Annotated in this window: 24 protein-coding genes and 1 pseudogene; 15 read left to right on the top strand and 10 right to left on the bottom strand. The window is 45.9% G+C overall.

Going from position 1 to position 26,958, the window contains the following annotated elements; translation table 11 throughout:
- Positions 1-7 precede the first annotated feature (7 nt).
- Together murB and NQ518_RS04895 are read left to right on the top strand one after the other, a co-directional pair.
- A complete protein-coding gene (gene murB, locus NQ518_RS04900; protein ID WP_227960678.1) occupies positions 8-1,021 on the top strand; it encodes a UDP-N-acetylmuramate dehydrogenase in 1,014 nt (337 codons plus the stop codon).
- Positions 1,018-1,779 (top strand): MBL fold metallo-hydrolase, encoded by a 762-nt coding sequence (locus NQ518_RS04895; RefSeq protein ID WP_227960680.1) that lies wholly within the window; start codon positions 1,018-1,020, stop codon positions 1,777-1,779. The genes murB and NQ518_RS04895 overlap by 4 nt, the downstream gene beginning before the upstream one ends.
- A 1,069-nt stretch (positions 1,780-2,848) precedes the next feature.
- Here the strand turns inward: NQ518_RS04895 and NQ518_RS04890 are convergent.
- Genes NQ518_RS04890 through NQ518_RS04880 form a run of 3 tightly spaced genes read right to left on the bottom strand, consistent with a single transcriptional unit; the run spans position 2,849 to position 3,696 of the window.
- Entirely contained in the window at positions 2,849-3,115 is a 267-nt protein-coding gene (locus tag NQ518_RS04890; protein ID WP_102696842.1) for a hypothetical protein, read from the bottom strand.
- A 1-nt stretch (position 3,116) separates the two neighbouring features.
- A complete protein-coding gene (locus tag NQ518_RS04885) occupies positions 3,117-3,467 on the bottom strand; it encodes a phage holin family protein (protein ID WP_023056691.1) in 351 nt (116 codons plus the stop codon).
- Positions 3,468-3,477: 10 nt separating this feature from the next.
- On the bottom strand, positions 3,478-3,696 hold the full coding sequence (locus NQ518_RS04880; RefSeq protein WP_004348499.1) for a YtxH domain-containing protein: 219 nt from the start codon (positions 3,694-3,696) through the stop codon (positions 3,478-3,480).
- Positions 3,697-3,951: 255 nt separating this feature from the next.
- Here NQ518_RS04880 and NQ518_RS04875 point away from each other — a divergent pair, with 255 nt between their 5' ends.
- The 8 genes from NQ518_RS04875 (at position 3,952) to rplT (ending at position 11,441) form a co-directional block, all read left to right on the top strand.
- Positions 3,952-4,434 carry an SPOR domain-containing protein gene (locus tag NQ518_RS04875; RefSeq protein WP_004348500.1) on the top strand — a complete coding sequence of 161 codons (483 nt, stop codon included), beginning with the start codon at positions 3,952-3,954 and terminating at the stop codon, positions 4,432-4,434.
- 158 nt (positions 4,435-4,592) lie between these two features.
- The gene (gene ruvX, locus NQ518_RS04870; protein WP_102696843.1) at positions 4,593-5,009 is read left to right on the top strand and encodes a Holliday junction resolvase RuvX; all 417 of its coding nucleotides are present in this window, start codon (positions 4,593-4,595) and stop codon (positions 5,007-5,009) included.
- 189 nt (positions 5,010-5,198) lie between these two features.
- On the top strand, positions 5,199-5,762 hold the full coding sequence (def, locus tag NQ518_RS04865) for a peptide deformylase (protein ID WP_227960682.1): 564 nt from the start codon (positions 5,199-5,201) through the stop codon (positions 5,760-5,762).
- Between the two features lie 49 nt (positions 5,763-5,811).
- Complete coding sequence (locus tag NQ518_RS04860; RefSeq protein WP_227960684.1) at positions 5,812-7,785, top strand: tetratricopeptide repeat protein; 1,974 nt, start codon at positions 5,812-5,814, stop codon at positions 7,783-7,785.
- Between the two features lie 139 nt (positions 7,786-7,924).
- Positions 7,925-9,889 carry a threonine--tRNA ligase gene (gene thrS, locus NQ518_RS04855; RefSeq protein ID WP_227206193.1) on the top strand — a complete coding sequence of 655 codons (1,965 nt, stop codon included), beginning with the start codon at positions 7,925-7,927 and terminating at the stop codon, positions 9,887-9,889.
- Between the two features lie 196 nt (positions 9,890-10,085).
- Positions 10,086-10,784: a translation initiation factor IF-3 gene (infC, locus tag NQ518_RS04850; RefSeq protein ID WP_227206196.1), complete on the top strand. Its 699-nt coding sequence runs from the start codon at positions 10,086-10,088 to the stop codon at positions 10,782-10,784.
- 77 nt (positions 10,785-10,861) lie between these two features.
- On the top strand, positions 10,862-11,059 hold the full coding sequence (gene rpmI / locus NQ518_RS04845; RefSeq protein WP_004348506.1) for a 50S ribosomal protein L35: 198 nt from the start codon (positions 10,862-10,864) through the stop codon (positions 11,057-11,059).
- 37 nt (positions 11,060-11,096) lie between these two features.
- Entirely contained in the window at positions 11,097-11,441 is a 345-nt protein-coding gene (rplT, locus tag NQ518_RS04840) for a 50S ribosomal protein L20 (protein ID WP_102696848.1), read from the top strand.
- A gap of 138 nt (positions 11,442-11,579) precedes the next feature.
- On the opposite strand, the gene NQ518_RS04835 is transcribed toward rplT, so the two are convergent.
- The gene (locus NQ518_RS04835; RefSeq protein WP_227206198.1) at positions 11,580-13,064 is read right to left on the bottom strand and encodes a potassium/proton antiporter; all 1,485 of its coding nucleotides are present in this window, start codon (positions 13,062-13,064) and stop codon (positions 11,580-11,582) included.
- Positions 13,065-13,382: 318 nt separating this feature from the next.
- On the opposite strand from NQ518_RS04835, the gene NQ518_RS04830 reads away from it, so the two are divergent.
- From NQ518_RS04830 to NQ518_RS04815, 4 genes are all read left to right on the top strand, one after another.
- Complete coding sequence (locus NQ518_RS04830) at positions 13,383-15,215, top strand: SLC13 family permease (RefSeq protein ID WP_227206200.1); 1,833 nt, start codon at positions 13,383-13,385, stop codon at positions 15,213-15,215.
- A gap of 822 nt (positions 15,216-16,037) precedes the next feature.
- On the top strand, positions 16,038-17,588 hold the full coding sequence (locus tag NQ518_RS04825; RefSeq protein WP_227206202.1) for an endonuclease: 1,551 nt from the start codon (positions 16,038-16,040) through the stop codon (positions 17,586-17,588).
- 73 nt (positions 17,589-17,661) lie between these two features.
- On the top strand, positions 17,662-18,168 hold the full coding sequence (locus tag NQ518_RS04820) for a DUF4251 domain-containing protein (protein WP_227206204.1): 507 nt from the start codon (positions 17,662-17,664) through the stop codon (positions 18,166-18,168).
- A gap of 125 nt (positions 18,169-18,293) precedes the next feature.
- On the top strand, positions 18,294-19,139 hold the full coding sequence (locus NQ518_RS04815; RefSeq protein ID WP_227206206.1) for a glycoside hydrolase family 25 protein: 846 nt from the start codon (positions 18,294-18,296) through the stop codon (positions 19,137-19,139).
- A 123-nt stretch (positions 19,140-19,262) separates the two neighbouring features.
- Here NQ518_RS04815 and xth read toward each other — a convergent pair whose 3' ends face one another.
- From xth to NQ518_RS04785, 6 genes and pseudogenes are all read right to left on the bottom strand, one after another.
- A complete protein-coding gene (xth, locus tag NQ518_RS04810; RefSeq protein WP_227206208.1) occupies positions 19,263-20,012 on the bottom strand; it encodes an exodeoxyribonuclease III in 750 nt (249 codons plus the stop codon).
- Positions 20,013-20,171: 159 nt separating this feature from the next.
- A complete protein-coding gene (gene folE / locus NQ518_RS04805; RefSeq protein ID WP_004348514.1) occupies positions 20,172-20,765 on the bottom strand; it encodes a GTP cyclohydrolase I FolE in 594 nt (197 codons plus the stop codon).
- Positions 20,766-20,786: 21 nt separating this feature from the next.
- A complete protein-coding gene (locus NQ518_RS04800; protein ID WP_227206210.1) occupies positions 20,787-21,470 on the bottom strand; it encodes an SPOR domain-containing protein in 684 nt (227 codons plus the stop codon).
- A gap of 86 nt (positions 21,471-21,556) precedes the next feature.
- Positions 21,557-23,651: pseudogene (locus NQ518_RS13585) on the bottom strand (BT_3928 family protein).
- On the bottom strand, positions 23,644-24,186 hold the full coding sequence (locus NQ518_RS04790) for a DUF1599 domain-containing protein (RefSeq protein WP_227960685.1): 543 nt from the start codon (positions 24,184-24,186) through the stop codon (positions 23,644-23,646). Before NQ518_RS04790 ends, NQ518_RS13585 begins: the two are co-directional and overlap by 8 nt.
- Before the next feature lie 210 nt (positions 24,187-24,396).
- Entirely contained in the window at positions 24,397-24,807 is a 411-nt protein-coding gene (locus NQ518_RS04785) for a hypothetical protein (protein ID WP_102696856.1), read from the bottom strand.
- A gap of 94 nt (positions 24,808-24,901) precedes the next feature.
- On the opposite strand from NQ518_RS04785, the gene NQ518_RS04780 reads away from it, so the two are divergent.
- Positions 24,902-26,338 carry a CCA tRNA nucleotidyltransferase gene (locus NQ518_RS04780; RefSeq protein ID WP_227960687.1) on the top strand — a complete coding sequence of 479 codons (1,437 nt, stop codon included), beginning with the start codon at positions 24,902-24,904 and terminating at the stop codon, positions 26,336-26,338.
- Positions 26,339-26,958 lie beyond the last annotated feature (620 nt).

The following is a 26,958-nucleotide window of genomic DNA, read 5'->3' as shown; positions in this document are numbered from 1 at the left end:
AGTAGGGATGAGAGATATACACAACCATAGTTTGCTGCATCACAATACGTTCGGCATCGATGTTTCGTGCCGTCGTTTCATCGAGTTTGATACGAAAGCCGAACTTCTCGAGGCTCTTTCGAGGCTCACCGAGGCCGATTATCCCATCATGCCATTGGGAAAAGGCAGCAACCTGTTGTTGACAAAAGATTTTGATGGCACCGTTTTGTGTTCGAACATCCGTTCGGTAGACATCGCGATTAACAACCATGAGGCCGTCATCACGAGTGGCAGTGGCGTGGTTTGGGACGATTTAGTCGCCACTTGTGTTGAGCAAGGAGCTTACGGTCTGGAAAATCTCTCTTTAATTCCTGGCACGGTAGGCGCTGCGGCCGTGCAGAACATCGGCGCTTACGGCAGCGAGGTCAATCACTTCATCCACTCCGTAACGGCTGTAGAAATCGCCACGGGGCATGAGGTAAGGTTCGCTCTCGCTGATTGTGAGTACGCCTACCGATACAGCAAGTTCAAGAATGAGTGGAAAAATCGGTTTGTCATCACCCATGTTGAGTTCCGTTTTGACTGCACCTATCGTCCTCATTTAGATTATGGTAACATTCGAGCAGCATTGCAGCGACAGGGAATAGAACACCCCACGCCACAGCAATTGCGTCAAACCATCATTGCCATTCGTCAGGCCAAACTGCCCGATCCACAGGTGCAAGGCAATGCAGGCAGCTTCTTTATGAACCCCATTGTTGACCGAAAGGAGTATGAACGCTTGGCCATGCAATATCCTCAGATGCCCCATTATACCATAGATGATGAACATGAGAAGATTCCAGCCGGCTGGTTGATTGACCAATGCGGGTGGAAAGGCCGTTCCATGGGGGCCGCCGGCGTGCACGACAAGCAGGCACTTGTGCTGGTGAATCGTGGTGGAGCCACCGGAAGCGATATTGTAAAGTTGTGTGAGGCCATACGGCATGATGTCTTCCAACGCTTCGGCATCATCATCAAACCGGAGGTAAACATCTTATGAGATTAACATTCTTGGGTACCGGCACGTCGGGTGGCGTCCCTTCTTTGGGATGTCATTGTGCGGTATGTGAGAGTACTGACCCACATGACAAGCGTTTGCGTACGGCTGCTTTGCTGGAAACGCAAACAACGAGGATTCTCATTGACTGTGGCCCCGACATCCGTCAGCAGCTCATGCCCTTCGCTTTTACTCCGTTGGATGGTGTGTTGCTCACGCATGTTCATTATGACCATGTGGCCGGCATCGACGATTTGCGACCCTTCTGCGTGTTCGGTTCCGTACATGTTTTTGCTGACCAACAAACGGTAGATCAGCTGCATCAGACCATGCCTTATTGTTTTACGGAGAAACTTTATCCCGGTGTGCCACGGCTCGACTTAACCCCTGTGGTCCCACATCAACCCCTAATCGTGGGGGATGTCGAGGTGTTGCCTTTCCAGGTGATGCATGACAAGCTGCCCATCTTCGGCTATCGGTTTGGTAGCCTTGCCTATATCACGGACATGAAGACCATCGATGATGCCGAATATGCCTATCTTGAAGGCATCGACACGCTCGTTGTGAATGCGCTGAGGTATGAGCCGCAACACCATTCGCACATGACGGTAGATGAAGCAGTGGCGTTTGCCAAGCGCATTGGAGCCCACCGAACCTATTTTGTACACATGAATCACGACGTGGGTTTTCATGAAGAAGTGAACAAACAGCTGCCCGCTGGCATGCAATTGGCTTATGACGGGTTGCAGATAGATGCGTAAAAAGTGCGTTGTTTGCATTCGTCAACAATTTATGGGCAAATTGAGTCTTCTTGTCAAAAATACCTTTAGTTCGATTAAAAATAGTTATAAAAAGTCCAAATTCATGGCCAAATCTTGCAAATACGATATCATTTTGTATCTTTGCAATGTGTTTTTCATAGTATTAGATTTAAGGTTAATAAGATTGAGAGTACGGCGGTACTCTTTTTTTTTGCTCATAAATCATTAAAATTACGACACATACCTTGCTCGTTGGCAGCATGAACACAGCTTTCCAGCAGCAACTGTTAGTGCCTACTACCCCGAAACCAATTCAGAAGTCACACCATTTTGCAAGCTCTACTTTATCACTCACCGTATCGTCATGAATAAGATTTCGGAGAAAAGTGCAGATGAATTTTCTTGACAACCAACCTCTTCATGCTTGGCGAATTTGCGAACAACCATCCGTCTTGTCACAAATACGCCCAAAATGAGCGGTTTTTATATATCATTCATACACAGGTATTTATAAATATATGATGCTGTTTCGTGCCAATTTGATAAGACTTTTCATACCAAAAGCAATGCTTTTAGGGTGCAATATGCATGCTTTTGCTGCTCAAAAACATGTTGATTGGTTGCCAAAGTGATGCTTTTTTGCGCGTAAAGTCTATCTTTTTGTGATAAAATTCGATTTTTCTCGTTCCAAAATCTCTTGTTTGCATCCTCCAAGCCTATCGTTTTTTTTCTAGTTTGAAAGTTTACAGGTGCCGTTTTAGGGGCGAAAATCGTTGAATAAACACAACAAAATCGCAACTCGCAGTCAAGTGTTCAATCGGAATTAACATTGTCATAAGGTGCGTTTTCCCTTGTTCCTTTTCAGGAGAGGTTCATCTGGTAAGCTAACAATCAACAACAAAATGGGTCATATAGTCGTCAGCTCTGTTTACGAATGGAAACTTGTTGTTGAGGTCCAGACTTACGATTGATAAAGATTCTGTCGATGCTTTTGGATAGTAATGGTAGTAGAGTGTGAAAAAAATGACAACCGTCAATAGGTTGTCATCGTTTAGTTTCTGAAAAAAAATTATCTTCTTTTCTTAAATTTTCTGTACAATTTCCAGGCCAACAGCACGCCGTCGAAGATGCCAGTCCCAGTGTTCATCAACCCCGATATACGTTTCGAGGGCAGCTTTGATGTCAGTGTGGCCGGCTTGTTGAACATGCTGTTCCAAAGATGCCGCATGCCTTCGTCATCCTTCCTGATGCTTTTCAAAATCTGGTCTTTGCGTATCCTGATTTCATCGAGCGACTTATATTGTGCGGGAGCGTTATTATCTGTATTGTTTGTCATGTCACTTCTCCATTAATAGGCTTGCCAGGAATCTGACAAGTGGTCGCTCTATCCACTGTTTGCGGAAGAGGAAGAACAACAAAAAGATGAATAAATAGCCTCCGGCCACAATCAGGAAGCCTATGGGCAGCCCCACATGAGGTTCGAGTGCGTAGGCTGCTGCGAACGACACGTAGATGAGTGCCAATATCATGATGATGGAAAGCGCTGTGACCAAGGTGATGACTGTGATAAGACGTACCACCTTCTCAATCACATCGAGCTTCACATATTCTGTTTGAAGCCCGATGTAATGTTTGCATATATCGACCAAACGGCCGATGGTCTCAACGTTCTGATCGTTTGAAAACATATACTAATGTTTACTCTACGATGTCTGATGCAGCCTCCTTGATGTCGTCAACCAAGTTGTCAACATCTTTTTTTGACAGTTTGATGTCGTGTTTCTTGCAGAAATCATCAACCGTGTCAGAAATTTTGTTACGTGTTCTTTTACCCTCTTGTGGAGCTATCAATAACCCAACCACTGCACCTGCGATGGCGCCACCTAAGAATGCGCCGATATAACCTACTGTTCTCATTGTTCTATTCTTTTTAAATTGTTATTAAATTAGTTGTTTATAACGTTATAAGCGTTCGAATGTTTCGAACTATCGCAAATATATGAAAAGTTTTGCAGATAGATAGTTAATGTATTGCATATTTTTGTTAAAAAACATGAGTTTTGTGCATTTAACAAACTTTATGCGGCACTTTTGTTCCATTTTAGCGGATATTTTGTACCTTCGCAAGGTATAATGAATCAATAAGTTTAATTAATAATATCTTACAGAATTATGAAAAAAAGTATTGTTTTGTGCGCGGGCTTGTGTATAGCACTGGCTTTTACCGGTTGTAAATCAAGCGAGAGCGCTTATAAGAAAGCATACGAAAAGGCAAAGGCACAGGAATCTGTACAGACTTCGGCTCAGACCGAGGCTCCGGTGGTTGCTCCTTTGACGCCAGCCCCTGTAACACAGACGCAGGTTGTAGATAATGTTGACAACGCAACAGTACGTACCGAGGACGTGACCGTGGTGAGCGGCAGTGGACTGAGCGCATTCAGCGTGGTTGTAGGTTCGTTCGGATTGAAGGCCAACGCAGAGGGATTGCAGCGTACGTTGCAGTCAGCTGGCTATGGAGCACAAATCGCTTACAATTCAGCTCGTAATATGTACCGCGTTGTTGCCACAACTCATGCCGACAAAGCTTCGGCTGTAGCATCGCGCAACCAGTTCCGTTCAAAGTATCCTGACGCTTGGTTGCTGTACAAGAAATAAGAGGATGATGGTAAATGGTGTGAGCTAAAGAGGTGCTGGTAAGTGCCAGCAAAAGATAGTTACGCACGAGTTCACCAACAAGGGTTTGATTTTGTTACTCAGATTCGATCCGGGTGAACTCCCAGTTAACTCCCGCTCCAATACCATTTAAAGATACTATGCGTATCCTTTCGATAGATTACGGAAAGAAACGTACGGGCATAGCAGTTACCGACCCATTGCAAATCATTGCCAATGGATTGGCAACTGTTTCTACATCTACACTCTTCGACTATCTCAAAGACTATGTAGCGCGCGAGGAGGTGGAACGGATTGTCATTGGAAAGCCCATGCAGACCAATGGCAAACCCAGTGAAAACATGGCTAGGGTGGAGCAGTTTGTAAACCGATGGCGAAAGGCCATGCCACAGATTCCCATCGAATATTATGACGAGCGTTTTACATCCGTGTTGGCTCATAAGGCCATGATCGCAAGTGGCATCGGCAAGAAAGCCCGGCAAAATAAAGCATTGGTAGACGAGATATCTGCTACCATCATTCTGCAAAGTTATATGGAGTCGAAACGACTAAGGTAAACGACGTTGTAACAGGTTTGATATGTGTTTGCATGGACATGGCTGCGAGTAGGCAAGTTCATGGTTCGGTCATAAATAGGAAACAGGAATCCATCACCTTGTCAGCCACAGAACGATCACCTCGTCAACCATCAACTTGTAAACTATCACCTCGTAAACTCGTCAACTTGTCAACTTGTAAACTAAAAAATGATATTACCTATATATATATATGGTCAACCCGTGCTTCGCAAAGTGGCACAGGACATCACGCCCGAGTATGAAGGATTGGGACAGTTGATACAAGACATGTTTGAAACACTTGATTCGTCAGATGGTATTGGCCTAGCCGCACCGCAGATAGGAAAATCCATCCGGGTGGTAGTTATCGACCTCAACGTGTTGAGTGACGACTTTCCCGAATACAAAGATTTCAGGCGCGTATACATCAATCCGCATATCATAGAGATTGATGAGAACGCACCCAAGGAGTCGATGGACGAGGGATGCCTCTCCATTCCCGGCATTCATGAAGCTGTTTCGAGAACCACACGCATTCATGTGCAGTACATGGATGAAGACTTTACACCGCATGATGAATGGATTGAAGGTTATTTGGCTCGTGTGATGCAGCATGAGTTCGACCATCTGGACGGTAAAATGTTCGTTGATCGCATCTCGCCGTTCCGTAAACAAATGATCAAAAACAAATTGAAGGGTATGACGCAGGGCAAGTACGAATGTCACTACCGCACCAAACCCGTTCGCAGATAAGGCGACAACAGTGTACCTGCCCGCAAAAACGGGTGTACAAGTAGAAGGTATGTATCGGCATGTAGTCATCATATTCATGGCTTGTTTGTCGCTCGTGGCACGGGCGCAATACAATATAGAAAAGCTGCTAAGGAATGGTCAGGTGGCCCTTCACTATGAAGACTATGTGCTGTCGATACAGTATTTCAACCAAATTATTGCCTTAAAACCCTACCTTTATGAGCCATGGCAATACCGAGCTGTGGCAAAATTCTATTTGGATGACTTTACAGGTGCCGAAGCTGACATCTCTAAAGCCATCGAACTGAACCCTTACATCCATCAGTTTTTTGATTTAAGGGCCATCACCAAGATTAGACAAGAGCGTTATGATGAGGCCATCACCGACTATAATCGGGCCATCAGGCTGCAACCCAGGCAACAAAGTTATTGGTTTAATCGGGCTGTCTGCTTGATGAACGAAAAGAAATACGACGAGGCGTTGCTGCAGACTGATACCATCGTGCAGAAATGGGCTAACGCAGCCAACGCCTATTCGCTGAAAGCCGAAATCTATCTGCATCAGAAAGATACCACGCAAGCAGCCAAATCTTTGGACAAGAGTTTGAAGATAGACCCTTACGATGGCAACACATGGACCACACGCGCCTATATCAGTCTGGCTCGCAGGAAGTGGAAAGATGCCGACGAGGAACTCTCTAAGGCCATCCACCTGAAGCCCAATGTGGCCAACAACTATGTGAACCGTGCCTTGGCCCGACTTAATTACAACAATCTTCGTGGGGCAATGGCCGATTATGACTTGGCACTCGATTTGGCACCGAACGACTTTTTGGCTCACTACAACCGAGGATTGCTGCGCATGCAGCTGGGTGATGACAACCGGGCGATAGAAGATTTTGACTTCGTCATCAAGATGGAGCCGAAAAACGTGATGGCCATTTTTAACCGAGCACTACTGCACGACAGGACTGGCGATTTGCGTGCGGCCATTCGTGACTATTCGGCAGTGATAGATCAGTTCCCTAATTTCTGGACAGGATTGTCCTATCGTGCCAATTGTTATCGCCGGTTGGGCATGACGGCAAAAGCCGAAATGGACGAATTTCGTATCTTCAAGGCGCAGATGGACAAGCGCAGTGGCGTTCAAAAACGCTGGAGCAACAACAAATTGAAGGCCATGCGTAAGCGCAGCGAGATTGATCCCGAAAAGTATAATCAAATCGTTGTGGCCGACGAGAATACGGTTGAGCGCGAGTACGAGAGTGAGTATCGGGGACAGATTCAGCATCGCAAGGTGGATGTCGCACGCATGCCGATGTTTGAGGTGTCGTATCTGCCGTATCATAATGGCATGAATACCTATCAGGCTTTCAACAAAGAAATAGAAGACTTTAACGATTTGCACCACCTGAAATATCCGCTTAACATCACTTGTAACTCCGCCCAGCTGACCGAAGAGCAGTCAAAGGCGTTTCTTTCTCTCATTGATCAGCTGTCGGCTTCTATCCAAGATGCGAAGGATATGAAGGCTGTGCATGCTTGGTTGTTACAACGTGCCGTAGCATATAGCGTTACGCAGAACTTTGACGAGGCTATCAACGACCTGAATGTCTATCTCGATCAAGACAGTACTTCGACCATTGCCTACTGGCAGAGGGCCGTATGTCAGTTTATGATGAACGATTTCAATGCCTCTCATGGTGTTGACATCCAGTTGAAGGCAGCCAAGACGCTCGATGATTTCAATCAAGCCATCAAGCTGGATGGGCAGAATGCCTACCTATATTATAACCGCGGCAACTTCCATGCGGCACGCAAAGACTATCAGTTGGCTATCGACGATTATACCAAGGCCATCGAACTGGACAGTCGATTGGCTGAGGCTTATTACAACCGAGGAATCATTCGGTTGGAAAACACGCATACCAAGAATGCCGGAATCGCTGACTTGAGTAAGGCGGGAGAACTCGGTATTTACGATGCTTATGGCGTTATCAAACGCAAAACGGCGACAAAATAAGATGTCGTATTGGGTTTCAGCTATGTTTCCCCTTTGGTATCAAACTCCTTTTTTATAGGAATAAACAAACCAAATCGTTGTTTTATCTCAAAATAAAGCATTACTTTTGTGTCGATTAAGATAAATAAACTAATTTGTTATGGTTAAAATCACATTTCCAGACGGCTCGGTACGTGAGTACGAAAAGGGCGTAACTGGGTTACAAATCGCCGAGAGCATCTCACCGGCTCTCGCTCGCAACGTTGTATCTTGCGGTGTTAATGGTGAGACAGTTGAGTTGAATCGGCCCATCAACGAAGATGCTACCATCGCATTGTATCGCTTTGAGGACGAAGAAGGCAAGCATACTTTTTGGCACTCTTCGGCTCATTTGTTGGCAGAAGCATTGAAAGAACTGTATCCAGGTATTCAGTTTGGCTTTGGTCCCGCGATAGAAAACGGGTTCTTCTATGATGTTCAGACGGCCGATGGCACTCCTATCTCAGAGAATGACTTCCCTAAGATTGAACAAAAAATGATGGAACTGGCCAAGAAAAACCAGCCAATTGTTCGACGTGAGCTTTCCAAGGCCGACGCTGTCAATGAGTTTACGGCAGACGGACAGACGTACAAGGTTGAACACATCGTTGAAGATTTGGAAGATGGAAACATCTCTACCTATACGCAAGGCAATTTTACAGACCTTTGTCGTGGGCCGCATTTGATGTCCACTGGTTTGATTAAGGCTGTTAAAATAACAAGTGCTGCAGGCGCTTTCTGGCGTGGTGACGCTAAAAACGCACAGCTCACCCGTATTTACGGTATTACCTTCCCCAAGAAGAAGATGCTGGATGAGTACCTGTTGATGCTGGAAGAAGCCAAGAAACGTGACCATCGGAAGATTGGAAAGGAAATGGAACTCTTCATGTTCTCCGACCGTGTGGGCAAGGGTATGCCTATTTGGTTGCCAAAAGGAACAGAACTTCGCTTGCGTTTGCAAGAGATGTTGCGCAAAATACAGAAGCGTTTTGGCTATCAAGAGGTCATTACTCCGCATATTGGAAGCAAGAATTTGTATGTCACCAGTGGTCACTATGCCCACTATGGCAAAGATTCTTTCCAACCCATCCATACACCAGAGGATGACGAGGAGTACATGTTGAAACCCATGAACTGTCCGCATCACTGCGAAGTGTTTGCGTGCAAGCCTCGCTCATACAAAGATCTTCCACTGCGTATCGCTGAGTTTGGTACGGTTTATCGTTATGAGAAGAGTGGCGAACTGCATGGATTAACGCGCGTTCGTTCGTTCACACAAGACGATGCGCACATCTTCTGTCGTCCTGATCAGGTTAAGAATGAATTCCTTCGCGTGATGGATATCATCCAAGCCGTATTCACTATTTTCAATTTCGATAACTTTGAAGCTCAAATTAGTCTGCGCGATCCTAACGATAAAGAGAAATACATTGGTTCTGACGAGGTGTGGGCAGAAAGTGAACAGGCTATTATCGAGGCTTGCAAGGAGAAGGGATTGGATGCCAAGGTGGCCTATGGCGAAGCTGCATTCTATGGCCCTAAGCTCGACTTCATGGTGAAAGATGCCATCGGAAGACGTTGGCAGTTGGGTACCATTCAGGTGGATTACAACCTGCCACAACGTTTCAAGCTCGAATATACGGCGGAGGACAATACCAAACAAACACCAGTGATGGTACACCGGGCACCATTTGGTTCGCTTGAACGATTCACAGCTGTGCTCATTGAGCATACAGCTGGTCACTTCCCCCTGTGGCTTACCCCCGAACAGGTGGCCATTCTGCCTATCTCAGAGAAGTTTAATGATTATGCTCAGCAAGTAGTCAAGTACTTCACGGAGCAAGATATTCGGGCTACTATCGATGACCGTAACGAGAAAATAGGCCGTAAAATTCGCGACAACGAGTTGAAGCGTGTGCCTTACATGGTTATTGTTGGAGAGAAAGAAGCTGCTGAAGGACTTGTTTCCATGCGCAAACAGGGTGGCGGTGAACAAGCTACCATGAAGATGGAAGACTTCGCTTCGCGCATAAACAGCGAAGTAGCCCAAATGCTTGAAGCAACCAATATCCATCCAAAAGATTAAAAAATGTATTGAAATGTCTGTGGACAGGGTTGACGAGTAAACAAGAATATAACCTTTGTAAGGAGGTCATTTCCTTGTTTTCTCGTCAATTTGTATCTATAACTACAATAAAAACTCATCTAAATGTTTTGCTAATTGTGGTAAAATCAGTAACTTTGCAGCCGTTTAGCGAAAGTAAACACATTAATATAGTTGAATGAAGAATGACAAATTAAGTAATCAGTACCGCGTGAATGAACAGATTCGCGTAAGGGAAGTGCGTGTTGTAGGTGACGATGGATCGCAGGTAATGCCGACAAAAAAAGCTCTGGATTTAGCTCGTCAGCAAGGAGTTGACCTCGTTGAAATATCTCCTAAAGCTCAACCGCCAGTTTGTCGTTTGGTCGACTATAGTAAGTTTCTCTACCAACAGAAAAAGCGTGCTAAGGAAATGAAGCAGAAGCAAGTGAAGGTAGAGGTGAAGGAAATACGTTTCGGGCCGCAGACTGACGAGCACGACTATCAGTTTAAGCTGAAACATGCACAAGGGTTTCTTAATGAAGGCAACAAGGTTCGCGCCTATGTCTTCTTCCGTGGACGCTCCATTCTGTTTAAAGAGCAGGGAGAAGTGTTGCTCCTTCGCTTCGCAAACGACTTGGAAGAATACGGAAAAGTTGAGCAGATGCCGAAGCTGGAAGGCAAGAAAATGTTCTTGTATCTTGCGCCTAAGAAGGTTGGAGTAGAGAAGAAAAGCCAGCAAAAGCGTGACCGTGAACAGGCAATGGCTGAGGCTAAGGCCGCTAAGAAGATTGTTCCTACTGACGGTACGTCCGCTGATGACAAACCTAAGGGAGGCTTGTTCGACAATGCCAAGAATGGTTCGGATGCATTGAAGAAGCTCCAAAACGAAGAATAAACATTGGAATGTGCGTAACGTCTTGGTATATACGTTGCCACAGAAGTAAATAAATAACCATTTAAAATTAACAAAAAATGCCAAAATTAAAGACAAACTCCGGTGCGAAGAAGAGATTCAGCTTTACCGGAACTGGTAAGATTAAGCGTAATCATGCTTACCATAGTCATATCTTGACTAAGAAAACAAAGAAACAAAAGAGAAACTTAGTAGGTTACACCCTCGTTGACTCTGCAAATGTTAAGCAGGTTCGCGACTTGCTCAACTTGCGTTAATTAACTTTTAGTCAAACAATTTAAAAGGAGAAAAACTATGCCAAGATCAGTAAATCATGTAGCATCAAAAGCAAGAAGGACCCGAATACTGAAGCAGACTAAAGGTTATTTCGGAGCAAGAAAGAATGTTTGGACCGTAGCTAAGAATACTTGGGAGAAGGGACTTACCTACGCTTACCGCGACCGTCGTAACAAGAAGCGCACTTTCCGCTCACTGTGGATACAGCGTATCAATGCTGCTGCACGCTTGGAAGGTATGACCTATTCCACCTTGATGGGCGCTTTGAACAAAGCTGGTATTGAAATCAACCGTAAAGTTCTTGCAGATCTCGCTGTCAATAACCCTGAAGCATTCAAGGCTATCGTTGACAAAGTGAAGTAAAGCGAATTGAAATTAACAACATAAAAAGAGTTGCATCTCATTTGAGGTGCAACTTTTTTTTGATGCCATGCCACCAACTTCACCTGGTATTGCAACAGAATTTCTTCAGAAGGGTTAGCTCATCTCAGAGAGTGGCCATTACCAATGTGGATGTTTGCGAACATCCTGCGTGCGTTGGACAGCACTGGAGAGGCAAAGTAAGATGTCGCCTTCTTCCAGTGGCAACTGTCCATTGGGAACCAAAATGGTTTTCCCGCGTTTCACCATCATGACGAGCGTGCCCTGAGGAACATCCATCTGCGAGAGCAAGTTGCCGTTTTCGAGCATGGCTTCTGTGAGTGTCACCTCGCGCAACTTCGACCCCAACTCTTCGGGTATCTCCACCCCAAACTCGTTTCCTGTTTTTTCTTCGGGCATGTCAAGTTTGAGTTTTTTGGCGGAGAGCGAGATGGTAGTGCCCTGAATGGTAAGCGACAGCAACGTGATGAAGAACACAATGTTGAACAAGATGTCAGCACCCTCCACACCATTGATTAGCGGATAGGTGGCAAAGATAATGGGAACGGCGCCGCGCAGGCCCACCCAAGAAAGGAATGCCTTAGCCTTGAAGGGTATGTTGCGATAGGGCAGCAGGCAGAGGTATACGCTCAGCGGCCGTGCGACGAGCATCATGAACACGGCAATGGCCAGGGAGAACAGACTCACGCCAATGAGTTCGGACGGATTGACCAGCAGACCGAGCGTGAGGAACAACACGATTTGCAGCAGCCAGGTAAGGCCTTCCATGAAGGTGGTCATCTCGCGGCGATACGATAGGCGACAGTTGCCCACCACAAGTCCTGCGATATACACCGCCAGGTAGCCGTTTCCGTTCAGCAGGTCGGTCAGGGTGAATGTGATGAACACCATGCTCAGCAGCAAAACAGGATAGAGTGATGGGTTCGGAAGGTTGATACGATTGGCCAGCCATACGGACATTCGACCGGCACCGTAGCCCAATGCACTGCCCAACACAAACTGTTCGGCCACATCGAACAACAGGTCAGAGAAAGAAAGTTCGCCTCCCGACAGTGCTACATTCATCAGTGCGATGGTGAGCATGTAGGCCATAGGGTCGTTGCTGCCGCTCTCCAGCTCGAGCATTGGCCGTAGCTTGTGCTTCAGGCCGATGCGTTGTGTGCGCAACAGACTGAAGACTGATGCCGAGTCGGTGGATGACATGGTGGCCGCCAGTAGCATCGACACGATGAGCGACAGCCTGATATCCATCCCTGCCCACTGTGAGAGAGCAAAGATAAACCCGCCCGTGAGGACGGTGGTCATGATGACACCCAATGTGGAGAGCAGCACACCTGGGCCAATAATGGGCTTGATTTCCTTGAACTTGGTGTCCATTCCTCCTGAAAAGAGAATGACGCTCAAGGCTATCATACCAATCATCTGCGTGTCTTTCGGGCTGTCGAATGTTAAGCCGAGTCCTTCTTTGCCAAAACCCATACCGGTAAAAAGGAACAGCAGCAGGGTGGGGATGCCGAACCGATAGCCCGTCTTGCTGATGAGAATGCTAATCAGCACGAGGAACGAGCCAAAGAGAAATATGTTTTCTGCTGTAAAGGTAATCATAGCGCGTTAAGCAAATGGTTTAAATGTATGTCATCTTGTGAACAACTTCACCGTCCTTGGTGATTCCATTTATCATTTGCAAACTTACATAAAATTATTAAATTATATGTCTGATTGAGCAAGAAAAGCGCTTCTTCCTCATACGAATGTCATGAATAACTCATGCCATGAAAACATGCTTCCATGTATCGTAGTAGTCATTTCCTGTACATGTCAGCCTGATTGTCATTTTTTTTTCGTATATTTGCCAGTGGTTATCATGAAATAACCATTGTTCACGCTATTTTATTTACAACCAGAAATATATTTTATTTTAATATGATTCTTACACTCATTGTACTTCTTGTTACAGTCATCATGTTTGTCGTTGGTCGTCTGCGTGCTGATATTGTAGCCTTGTGCGCCCTGTCAGTGTTGCTTTTAGCTGGTATTCTGACGCCTGAAGAGGCCCTCTCTGGCTTTTCTTCCAAGGTAGTCATCATGATGATTGGCTTGTTTGTGGTGGGCGGTGCCATTCTGCAAACAGGATTGGCCAAGGCAGCCAGCCAGCGCATCATACGCTTATCCAAGGGCAACGACATCAAGCTCTTCCTGCTGGTGATACTCACAACCTCTTTCATCGGCGCCTTTGTCAGCAACACTGGCACGGTGGCACTGATGATGCCCATCGTGGTGAGCATGGCGGCACAGTCGAATACCAGTCCCGGCAAGCTGCTTATGCCACTGGCCTTTGCCAGTAGTCTGGGCGGAATGCTCACACTTATTGGTACGCCGCCTAACCTTGTCATTCAGGAAGCACTCACCGACGCAGGTTTTGAACCATTGTCGTTCTTCTCGTTCTTTCCCGTTGGCATCGTATGTATTACCTTAGGTATCATAGTGCTGTTGCCGCTGAGCCGTATATTCCTTGGCAAGGAAAAGAAAGAAGGTAGGCGCAGGAAGTCCAAGAGCAAGAGCATGGACGAACTGGTGTCCGAATATCAGTTGCAAAGCTATACGGAGGCCTACCGCATTGGCAGTCATTCGCCACTGGTGGGAAAGACGGTAGCCCAGCTCGACCTGCGCAACAGGCATGGCCTGTCGATTATCGAAATCAGGAAAGAACTAACCAATACCAATCGTATTATGCGGCAGGTTAAGCAAAATGTGCCAAAGCCATCTACCGTGCTGCGCGTTGGTAACCTGCTGTACCTTGCAGGTGACACCGACAAGATGGAAACCTTTGCTGCGGAAAATGGGTTGGCTAAGCTCGATGACAGTTCGGTTGACTTCTATGACATTGGTATGGCTGAGCTGGTGTTGATGCCCAATTCGCGCATCAACGGCATACGGCTTAAGGATTCGGGCATTGGCGAACAGTACAACATCAATGTGGTGGGAATCCGCCGCCATGGCGATTATATGCTGAAGAACCTCTCCGATCAGAAGTTATTGGCTGGCGACGTGCTGCTGGTGCAAGGCTTGTGGAGCAACATCGACAAGTTGGACATGGCTGAAAGCGACTGGGTGGTGTTGGGCAGGCCCATTGAACAAGCCAGCAAGGTAACGCTCAACTACAAGGCACCCGTTGCTGCGCTCATCATGTTGCTGATGGTATGCATGATGGTATTCGACTTTATTCCCGTTGAACCGGTTACTGCGGTCATCGTCGCGGGATTGCTTATGGTGCTCACAGGTTGTTTCCGAAATGTCGAGGCGGCCTACAAAACCATCAAGTGGGAGAGCATCGTACTCATCGCTGCCATGATGCCCATGTCCATAGCCTTGGAGAAGACGGGTGTTTCGACTCTTATATCCAGCTCGCTGGTCAATGCCTTGGGTAACATGGGTCCCATGGTGCTGCTGGCAGGGGTTTATTACACTACCACACTCTTAACCATGTTCATCAGCAACACCGCTACGGCCGTGCTCATGGCACCTATCGCCATGTCGGCCGCCTCACAGGTAGGAGTAAGCCCATACGCATTCCTTTTTGCCGTGACGTTGGGTGCCAGCATGTGTTTCGCATCGCCTTTCTCCACACCACCCAATGCGCTGGTGATGAAGGCTGGCCAATACCAGTTCATGGACTATATCAAGGTAGGCTTGCCCCTTCAGTTGCTCATCGGTTTGGTGATGACGTTTGTGCTGCCCTTGCTGTTCCCGTTCTAAAGACTCTGCATGCCTTTCATGAGGCATGTTTAACCCTCATAACGCCCAATTTTATTGTTTTGGCAACAGCATGGGCAAATGGGTTTGAAAGGTTGTGTGTGGAAATCACGATGCTCAACAATGATGAATTTTCTTGACAACAAACCTCTTCATATTTGGCGTATTTCCCAACAACCTTTTCAGTCTTTGCAAATACGGTTAGCATGCGAATGGTTTATAAGTAATTATAATACAATAAGTTATAAATCTTTTTACTGCTGGCCCACTGTTTTTCATGCATTTTTAAGCCAAAAGCAATGCTTTAAGGTTGTAATTCGCATGCTATTGCAGCATTAACCCATGCCTATTGGCCGCCAATAAGATGCATTTGTGTGCATAAAACCATCACTTTATTGGTAAAAATAGAGTTTTCGGACCCACCAATCAATCGATTTGCACCCTGCGTGCCTATCATTTTTTTCTAGATGATCAACATTGATGAGCTGTTTTAGGCCCGTTTTTCGGGTAAAATTTTCAACATTTACAAGGTCGTGATGTGGTTCATAACATTTTGCTTTGATGAATAATGGTGTTGCATTCAGTATGACAATTGATTGTTGCGAGGTTGACTGACAATGAAAAAAATATAGCAGGTGGCTATTGGATTTGCTGACAGACTGGTCGTGCGTCCCTACATTATTCTTATGACTGATTCAAAATAGGCTACATTTGTTGCCGTATAAGCATAGGATATTAAGGTGAGAACGACTTTTCTTGTAAATTTATATGGATAAATAAGATTGTTTTGTAAATTTGCAAACAATCAAATTCAAATTATTTTTTATGCTGAAATCATCTAATCTACGACATATCTTCTTGTCAACGCTCATGTTAGGAACTGCCACTTTGTGGGCCCAAGGTCCCAACCGCACGGGAACCTATTACGAAAGTACGAATGGAAAAACGGGTGCAGCGTTGAAGACAGCCTTTTTTCACGTCATTTCCGGTTCCATTCACGGTTCTTACGATGGTCTGTGGGCGATTTACCGTACGTCCGATCGGCGTGCTGACGGCAAACTTTACGACATCTATTCCAACACTACCAATTATATCATTGGCAGTAGTGCGCAAGGACATCAATATTCAGGTGAAGGCGACGGCTACAACCGAGAGCACACGGTGCCTCAGAGTTGGTTCTTTAAAGCCAAGCCGATGAAGTATGACGCTCATCACATCCTGCCCTCAGATGGCTATGTGAACAATCGAAGAAGCAATTTTCCTTATGGCGAAACTAAGGGTGAGAAGTACCAGTCGAACAATGGATTCAGCAAACTTGGAACGTGTACTTTGCCAGGTTACGGTGGAACGGTGTTTGAACCCAACGATGAATACAAGGGCGATTTGGCTCGAATTTATTTCTACATGATTACTTGTTATGAGAGTAATGTGTCAAAATGGTCGAGCGGAAGTGGAGGTGCCAACATCTTTTCGGGAAATGCCTACAAGCCGTTGGTCAAGTGGCAGATGGACATGCTACTGCGTTGGGCGAAGAAAGATCCTGTGAGTGACAAGGAGATCAATCGCAATGAGGCGGTGGCAAAAGCTCAAGGCAACAGAAATCCGTTTGTAGATTATCCGGGGTTGGAGGATTATATTTGGGGCGATTCTGTGAATGTAGCCTTTAGTTATGATCATTACCGCAGCGGAGGTAGCGTCGTGGTGCCTGATCCTACACCCGACCCAACACCCCAACCGGGTGTGGATGGCGTGGTTTTCAATGAGTCGTTTGCATCGGGCAAGGGGATGTTCACTGTCGACAACAAGAAATTGTCAAACGGGATGACTTACGTTTGGTTCAGTTATGCGAAAGACAACGTGCAGTGTATGAAGGCATCTGCCTATGTCTATAGCGCAAACCAGGCTGCTGAAAGTTGGTTGATATCGCCTGTCATCGATTTAACTGCGTATGAAAAAGCACAAATGAGTTTTGAACAGGCTTGCAACTTTTTAAAGAGTTACAAAAATAGGGGAGGAGAATTCTTGTCTGTGATGGTTCAAGAGGTAGGACAATCGACATGGACGAAGTTGAATGTTGAGATTCCTGGACTTGAAAATTGGAAGTTTGTACAGACCAATCCCATCAATTTGAGTGCCTATGCTGGCAAGAAAATACAAGTGGCTTTCGTCTACAAGAGTACCACTTCGTGTGCGCCAACCTGGGAAATCAGAAACTTGAAGGTGACAGGAAGTGTGCCTACGGGCATCTCCCGAGTAATTACCGATTGGAATAAGCTGGACCCAGCGGCACCGATGTTTGATTTGTTTGGGCACCGGGTGCGCAGGAATTACAGAGGAGTGGTGATTCAACATGGCAGAAAACATCTCAAGAAATAACGGCATTTAGTTGAGATAAATGGTGTGATACTGCTGAAAAAAATGTATATTAGCAGAAAAATTGGAGGCTTTCATGAGAAATGAGTTCCTTTTATGTAGTGTGTTTGCTCTTCTGGTGGGATGCTCATCAAGCCGTTTGACATCACAGCAGAAGGACGTGAAGTTGGCCTGGACGGCGCAAAAGGTTCACGAGGCCATTGAAAATAAAAAGATGGCAGTGGATATTAATTATGTCATTCCTTTCCGTGCGGGATTGAAGCATCTAGACTATGGGTATGGCATCCGCATGTCTGGCGACACGCTTTATTCATATCTTCCCTACTATGGGCGTGCCTACAATATTCCATACGGGGGCGGAAAGGCCTTGGTGTTCGACGCTCCTATTCAAGATTATGCTGTCAGTAGCCCTAAAAAAGGGTTGACAAAAATGGATATTTATGTGGAAAACGATGAAGATCGATACGCCTATATGATGGAAATTTTTGATAACGGACAGGTTGACCTGCTGGTAAGGGCGCAGAAACGAGAGCAAATTTTGTTCAGAGGAAAACTTGTTATCAAGGATGAAAACAAGCAATAGCAGACGTATCGACCTTCTTGCAGCCTGTGTTGGATGCGCATGGACAGGTGGATTGATGCCAGATGGCTTGTCCTATGATTTGATATGTCTTTAAAAAAATGTGCCAATCCATAGCTGTTTAAATCATGACCAACCAACGTTCACATTCCTATCGGCACCACCATCATCGCCATCACCACCACGGTTCAAGGTGGAAGAGAAGGCTGAAGGCCATGGCTATTGTGGTGTCTGTTTTGTTTTTTGTGTTCTGTTCGGTGGTTATCTTTTTCCCAGAGCAGTACAGAAGTTTTCTTTCAGGTTTGCAAACTACGGCTTGGCAAAGCGGTTTGCTGCCTCATCCCCGGAGCAAATATCATTATGATGGTATCGATGTTTCGCATCATCAAGGACCTATCGATTGGCCTTTGGTGGCCAGCGACACATGCATTCAGTTTGTATATATCAAAGCTACCGAGGGCAGTACGCACGTCGATACGCTTTATCAGTACAATATACGAGAGGCCAAGCGTGCGGGATTGTTGGTTGGGTCGTATCATTTTTTGACCTCTTCTAGTTCTATGCGTTCACAATTCAACAACTTTATCACCCAAGTTGACAGTACATCTCAGCATCTTTTGCCGATGGTTGATGTGGAATGGTCGGGGGTAAAAGGGTGGAATAAGCGCCAAATACAGGATAGTTTGGCTGTTTTTGTAGGGTTGGTGAAGCAACATTACGGTTCGTCTCCGCTACTTTATGCCGATAGTCGCTTCTATAATGCCCATCTTTCGTCCCGTTTTGATAAGCTACCCCTATTCATTGCTCATTATAGTGATGAGGCTCCCGTGGTGAATGGCGCTCATCGGCACTATATATGGCAACGCGATCAGCATGGATGGGTGAGTGGTATCAATCGTGAAGTGGATTTGGATGCGTTTGCATCCGGCACGACAATCACTGATATCCTGCTTCCATTAAAATCGAATGAATAATGACTTCTGGCAAGAAAAAGTTGTTCTAAGAGGTAAAAACCTGTCTGCCGAAGCCATTCATTGTGGTTTATTCTCGAATGGAATAATAGTATTTATCTTGATAATGATAGGAGTGGGAAGGATTTATAGTAGCTCCAATTCCACGGGACAGTGGTCGCTTCCTAAAATCTCTGTATGTATTTTAGCATCAACGAGTCGTTCTTTGAGTTGTTCTGAAATGAGAAAATAGTCAATACGCCAGCCGGCATTCTTTTCTCTTGCACGAAATCTGTACGACCACCACGAGTATGTTACTTGCTCAGGATAAAGATAACGAAAGGTATCTATAAAGCCATTGTTAAGCAAAATGGTCATCTTTTCACGCTCTTCGTCTGTAAAACCGGCATTGCGGCGATTGGTCTTGGGGTTCTTCAGGTCAATTTCTTCATGGGCAACGTTCAGGTCTCCGCAGATAATCACTGGTTTGATGGCATCCAATTGCATAACGTAAGCTCGGAAATCGTCTTCCCATTGCATACGATAGTCAAGTCGGCGAAGCTCATCTTGCGAGTTGGGAACATAGACGGTGATGAGGAAAAAGTCCTCCATCTCCAAGGTTATCACTCGTCCTTCGTGGTCGTGTTCGTCTATTCCCAAGCCATACGTCACGTTCAGTGGTTCGTGTTTGGTGTAGATGGCGGTACCCGAATAGCCTTTCTTGTCGGCATAGTTCCAATACGATTGATAGCCTTCAAACTGTAAGTCCAATTGACCTGCCTGCATTTTGGTTTCTTGCAGGCAAAAAAAGTCAGCGTCCAAATGATGGAATGATGCTTCAAAATCCTTCTTCACACAGGCCCTCAGCCCGTTAACGTTCCATGAGATAAACTTCATATACTTAGCTTAATCGTGAATAATTGTGTTTGGCAATCCTCAAGTTGCCATCTTATGTTGATTTTGAGAAGGCCGAATAGCCGTCCAATTGCTTGTTGATGGTGAGGAAACACCACAATGAAAGAGGACAGATGCCAAACACTATTGGTGAAAATTTATTTATATTCTCTTTGATTCCCCACGCAGAAGATTCATGAACTCCTCACGGGTTTTGGCTTGATTGAAGGCACCACTGAATGCACTGGTAGTGGTGATGGAGTTTTGTTTCTCCACTCCGCGCATCTGCATGCACATGTGTTTAGCCTCAATCACTACCATCACTCCAAGAGGTTTGAGTGCACTTTGGATGCAATCTCCGATTTGTTGCGTCAGACGTTCTTGCACTTGCAGACGGTGACTGTATATGTCTACCACGCGAGCTATTTTGCTTAATCCGGTGATGTGGCCGTTGGGGATGTAGGCTACATGCACTTTTCCATAGAAAGGCAGCATGTGGTGCTCGCACATGGAGAAGAAATCAATGTCTTTGACGATGACCATTTGATTGTATTTCTCATCAAACAGCGCATCGAGAAGCACTTGTTTGGGGTCTTGTGCGTATCCTCTTGTCAGCACTTGCATGGCTTTTGCCACACGCATGGGTGTCTTCTGCAGGCCTTCGCGCTGTGGGTCTTCGCCGAGAAGTGATAATATTTTTTCGTAATGTGAGGCCAGTTCGTCCAGGCCTTCACGAAATTCAGTATCTGAATTCATTTGTTTCTTCGTTCCTATTGTTTAATATTGTACAGTAATTTTGCCGCGTACAATGCTGGCTTGTTTATACCCAAGACCTTTCACTTGCTTGAGAATGTGAGCCGCTTCTTCATAACTTCGATAATTACCTACGCGACAAATCCATCTGGGAGAATAGAAATGAACGTAAACCGGCTCATTAGGAAACGTCTGTTTGATGATGTCTCTGGCGGCTTCTGCTCGTTGTCTGTCGGCTCGTGAGTTGCCTCCAGCATAGACTTGCACACGGTATCCATTGATCTTATACCCCTTCCGCATCACTTTTTTGCGCAAGTCGACGGTGGGAATCTCCATCTCATTGGTCGAAGTTTCTTCGTTTTGCAGTCGTTTATCTTCATGTCTAGCCGTGGAATCATGTTTCGTTTCAGCTCCCTCTTTAGGTTTCTGACCATTCTTCTCCGCCGGGTTTGTTGTGACTGCAGGTGTGTTTTGATTCTTTGTTGCTGCGACATTTTTTACGTCTTGCGCTTTGTTATCAGTCCTACCAGTCTGTGTTGTAGCGGTTTTCGCTTTTCCGTTAACCAATTCGTCGATATCCTTACTCTGGCTAACTTTGACAGATGCTTTTCCTGGCTCCTTCTTCTGAAGATGATCAAGGAAAGTCTGTGCATCAGCAAATGTTACTGAACAAATGATGATGATGAATAAAGTGACGAATTTCTTCATTTTTCTTGATTGTTAATTCAAAAATATCAAGTGAGACAAAGGCTCACTATTGGATGGGCCTTGCCTCACTCAACATGTGTGGAGTCTTATTTCTTCCAAGCGTCAATGATGCCCTTGAAGTCGGCGCATTTGAGTGATGCGCCACCAATCAGACCGCCATCGATGTTTTCTTTAGCGAACAATTCAGGTGCATTGCTAGCTTTGCAGCTGCCTCCATACAAGATAGTAGTGTCCTGAGCCACCTCGTTACCATACTTCTCAGCAACGATTGAACGAATATAGGCATGAATCTCTTCTGCCTGATCGGCTGTAGCAGTCTTTCCAGTACCAATGGCCCAGATGGGTTCATAGGCGATAATGATGTTCTTGAAATCCTCTTCAGAAAGGTTAAATACAGAACCTTCGAGTTCTGCCTTCACCACTTCGTTCTGCTTGTTGGCCTCGCGTTCCTCCAAAGTCTCGCCAATACAGAAGATTACCTTCAGACCATTCTTCAATGCCAATTGCACTTTCTCCTTCAAGATTTCTGGAGTTTCCTTGTAATATTGACGTCTTTCAGAGTGTCCAAGAATGACATATTGTGCTCCGGTGCTCTTTACCATCTCTGCAGAAACCTCACCTGTGTAGGCTCCTTTTTCCTTATCGGCACAGTTCTCAGCACCCAAACCCACTAAGTTTTTATCCAATACGTCTGCAACACATGCCAAGTGAATGAACGGTGTGCAGATGATAACGCCGCAGTTGGGCTTTTCTGCTACTAATGCTTCATTGATTTCTTTTGCTAAAGCAACACCTTCTTGCAGGTTCAGATTCATCTTCCAGTTGCCTGCTACGATTTTTTTTCTCATTTTACTATTCTTTTTTAAGAGTTGATTTATTATCTTTTTCTTTCTTTTGATAGCGTTCTTCTTTCTTTTTCTTGAACTTCAACCACTGGCTCCAGGCCCAAAGACGGTCGGCAATGGTTAGCAACATCAACGGCAGAATGAACCACAAGAAGATTTCAGTAATCCTGGTTGGCACGCTGTTGGCCGGCATTTGCCCAATTACCTCTTCGTTCAGCGGCCGTTGCATGTCGACTTCTTTCGGCAAGTCGTTGTGACTCCATTTCCTGATAATGGTTCCTTTTTTCAGTAAAAGCAGCCCAGGGTTACTCCTGATGATGGTCTTCAGCGTGGTTTCGTCAGTCATGTAGAACGGATATTCGGCGCCCGTTAGATCCTGCCAACGCTTGATGTGCGGCTCGGTGCTTGACGTGAGGCAATAAAATGGATAATTGTACGTCTGTGCATACTCGTAAATCCGGTCAATATCGCCAAAGTTTGAGTCGTCTGCATATTCCAGATGAGGCGAGATGAGCAAGAAGGTGTAACTCGTATCGTTCAACACTTCCTGGGTTAGGTCATCTCCCTGCTGGGTTTGTATGCTGAAGTCGTGTATGGGAGGTACGTACCCTTGCGCCGTCTGAACGGTCTTACTGTCCACGAAAGTCCAAGTAGAGTCTGGGTAATTGTCCAGTGTGAACTCCTTCGTCACACCATTTTTTTTCAGCAAGAACGTTGTTTCAAACTTGGGTTGCTCCGCTCCTTCGGGAATCACCATGCCCTGTTGAATGTTAGCTCCCACATGATAAGGCCTGAAATCGAACAGCGGCAGTTTGTACAGACAATACAGACTGGACACGATGATGAAGAAGATGGTATAGTTGAACACGATCCATTGGTTGGGCCTTGATATGAAGCGCCACATGCGTGTCGGCCAAATGGCCATGACGATGGCACAACCCAGCAGCACAATGTTCTTCAATAATGTCTCCGTATTGCTCAGTTTGATAGCATCACCAAAGCACCCACAGTCGCTGATGGGATTGGCGATGGCCAACCACAGCGTCACGACTGTCATGATTGCCATGAAAACCAGCGTGATTTTCGACACCACTCGCCGCCTGATAGCCAGCAGGATGAACACGCCCAAGCAGAATTCCAAAGCCGACAAAAACACCGAAGCTCCCAACGTCATCCAGTCGGGAACCATGCCTTGCCATGCCAATGCTTCCAGATAGTCTTCTATCTTGTATTGTGTCCCCAGCGGGTCAATTGCCTTGACATATCCCGAAAGGATGAATGTCACCCCCAGGAGCAGGCGGCAAACGTTGGTCGATATCGTCTTGAGTTTATTCACTGAGCCTGATAACACCGAAGACAGCGTAGTTGATGATGTCCATCAAATTGGAGTCGATACCCTCAGAAACGAGTGCCTGTCCATGGATGTCTTCCAGTTCTTTGATTCTTTGTATCTTTGTCAAGATAAAGTCAGTGTAGCTGCTCACGCGCATCGAGCGCCAAGCCTCATCGTAGTCGTGGTTTTTTTTCACCATCAGTGTGAGTGCTTCGTTCGCATGTCGGTCGTACAGCGCCATGGCCTGCTCGGTGTTGATGTCTATTTCGTCAACGAACCCCTTCTCTAGTTGAATCAATCCCACGATGCCATAGTTAATCAAGGCCATGAATTCCGGGCGGATGCCTTCGTCTATCATGGCTTCTTTCTTGATTTCCAACGAGCGTATGCGCTTGGCTTTGATGAACAGCTGGTCTGTCAATGACGACGGACGCAAAATGCGCCACGACGCACTGTAATCGTGAAGTTTCTTCTCAAAGAGCGTGCGACATTCGGTCAGCACCTTCTTGAACTGTTCTTCTGTCTTCGTATTGTTCATATTTATTGTTTGCAAAATTAGTCAATTTTCATGAAATATCCAAAGGAAGTGGATGTCGATTTTTCGCCGACAGATCTGCGCTGAATAGGTTGATAGGTTAACAACGAAAAAAATGAAGAATCGCTTTGCGGGGTTATCTCTCGCCAGTCGTTCTTCATTCTCTGTCTTCTGCGCAACCCTTCAGGCTGCATGATGTATTTGAAACCTGTGCTACAGCCCCTGTTTCTGCCGCATTCTAATCATTCGCACCACGCCACACATGGCCTCGTAGCGCGCTTTCAGCGAGTCGCGTTCCACCCTCATCATGTTGGCTTTGTACAGATTCGATTCCATGGGGATGCTTCTCAAGACAGTTTGTAGTGCCGAGTCAGTCTGGGCAATGTCGGCCTGCGCCTGCTTCAAGGAAGCGTTTTGCCAAATGCGCAAGGCTTCCTTGCGGCTCTCTATGGCTTTGGGAAACCGCATGCGCAGTGCCATGATGGAGTCGAGTGCTTCGTTATAGCAACCGTCCTTATATAAGGTCTTAATCTGGGAGAGCAATCTTGCTGCTTTTTCGTCTTCAGATGGTGTGCACGAACAGATGAGAAGCGTACACAGAATCAACCACATATATTTCTTCATGTCGCAAAAATACGATTTTTCTTTTTCATAGCATCCAAAACATGGCTAATTTTTAGTAACTTTGCAGCCACTTAAGAAGTTTTATAGTTTCAACATGCGTAATCTCTCCAATGCCGACTTGGCTCATCTCCTTGATCAACCTATCTTTCATCACCTATCCGCTGTGGCCGATGACTTGCAGCTGGAATGCTATGTAGTGGGTGGCTATGTTCGCGACCTTTTTCTCGAACGACCGTCCAACGACATCGACGTGGTGGTGGTGGGCAGCGGCATCAAAGTAGCCGAGGCCTTGAAGCAGCGGCTGGGCAAACAAGCCCATCTGTCGGTATTTCGCAATTTTGGAACGGCGCAAGTGAAGTATCGGGGGGTGGAGGTGGAGTTCGTGGGTGCCCGAAAAGAGAGCTACAGCCACGATTCACGCAAGCCCGTGGTGGAGGATGGCACCTTGGAGGACGACCAAAACCGACGTGATTTCACCATCAACGCCATGGCTGTCTGCCTCAACGAGGCGCGGTTTGGCGAACTGGTTGATCCCTTTGACGGTCTTTTAGACTTGGAAGATGGCATCATTCGCACGCCGCTCGACCCCGATATCACTTTCTCTGACGATCCATTGCGCATGATGCGCTGCGTGCGTTTCGCCACACAATTGAAATTTTTCATCGAGGACGAAACCTTTGAGGCATTGCAGCGCAACAGAGAACGCATCAAGATTGTGAGTGGCGAACGTATCGCCGACGAGCTGAACAAAATCATGATGACCGACCACCCCAGTCGGGGATTCGTAGAACTGCATCGCTGTGGATTGCTCGAACTTATCTTGCCTGAGTTCACCCTCATGGACATCGTGGAAACAAGGAACGGCCGAGCGCATAAAAACAATTTCTATCATACCTTGGAGGTGGTTGATAACATTTGCCAACATACCGACAACTTGTGGCTTCGGTGGGCCGCTTTGTTCCATGACATCGGGAAACCACGCAGCAAAAGGTGGGACGTACAGGCCGGATGGACGTTCCATAACCATAATTACATTGGATCCAAGATGATTCCAGGCATCTTCAGACGGCTCAAATTCCCCATGGACAGCAAGATGAAGTATGTGCAAAAGATGGTTGATATGCACATGCGTCCCATCGCCATTGCCGATGAAGAGGTGACCGATAGTGCCGTTCGTCGTTTGATGAACGATGCCGGTGACGACATCGACGGCCTCATGACGCTGTGCGAAGCCGATATTACCAGTAAGAACGCACAGCGCAAACAACGGTTCTTGGACAACTTTCGCATGGTACGCGAGAAGCTGGATGACCTGAAAGAACGCGACTATAAGCGGCTGTTGCAGCCTTGCATCGACGGAAACGAGATTATGGAGATGTTCCACTTGCAGCCATCGCGCGAGGTGGGGACACTGAAGCAGACCTTGAAAGATGCGGTGCTTGATAACAAGGTGCCGAACGAACGCGAACCGTTGATGGCTCTTTTGATTGAAAAAGCCAAAAAAATGGGGTTGGACGTACCTCAAAAATAGGAGTGAAAGAACTGCGGTTTTGTCAATATTTTTGGTCATTTCAAAACTTGCATTCTAGAAAAAATCCAGCTAATTTTAGCTTCAAAAATCACTTTCTGATGCCCTTGTTTGGCCAAAAGCATTGACTTTGGTCTTCTATAGCATGCTTTTTGACCCTGAAAAGCATACTCGTTGCAGGTCAAACTCAATGCTCTTGCCGTGCAATATGATTGCTTTTGAGGTGACGTTCATAGGGAATTAAGCAGGAAGTTGCTGTGGGTGAGGCACATACAAAATTCGCGTATTTTCGACCACCGAGGCAGTTGCTTGCAAATACGCGAGTATTTGAGCGGGTTTGCAAGATTTTTCAACATCCCAGGCAACCCGTTTTTGACATCTTGGTTGGGGTAAGATGGTATCGATATTAACGCTTACTTTCATCTTTCTCCTATCCGTTTGATGTGCGTGTTTTTGAATTTTGGATCACAGGTAGAATGTTTGTTCTCACTTGATGTAAATCCTCTATTTTCGTTATTTGCAGATAATATATGTTAAATGTAAGTGGTATTGATGCCATAGTGAGAAAAAATCATGTAAATTTGCATGACAAAAACTTATAGGCTTACAATAATTTTCAAATG

The sequence above is a fragment of the Hoylesella buccalis ATCC 35310 genome (assembly GCF_025151385.1).
Taxonomy (GTDB): Bacteria; Bacteroidota; Bacteroidia; order Bacteroidales; family Bacteroidaceae; genus Prevotella; species Prevotella buccalis.
The sequence above is the reverse complement of the archived record's forward strand: the minus strand, read 5'-3'. Positions and strand labels throughout refer to the sequence as shown.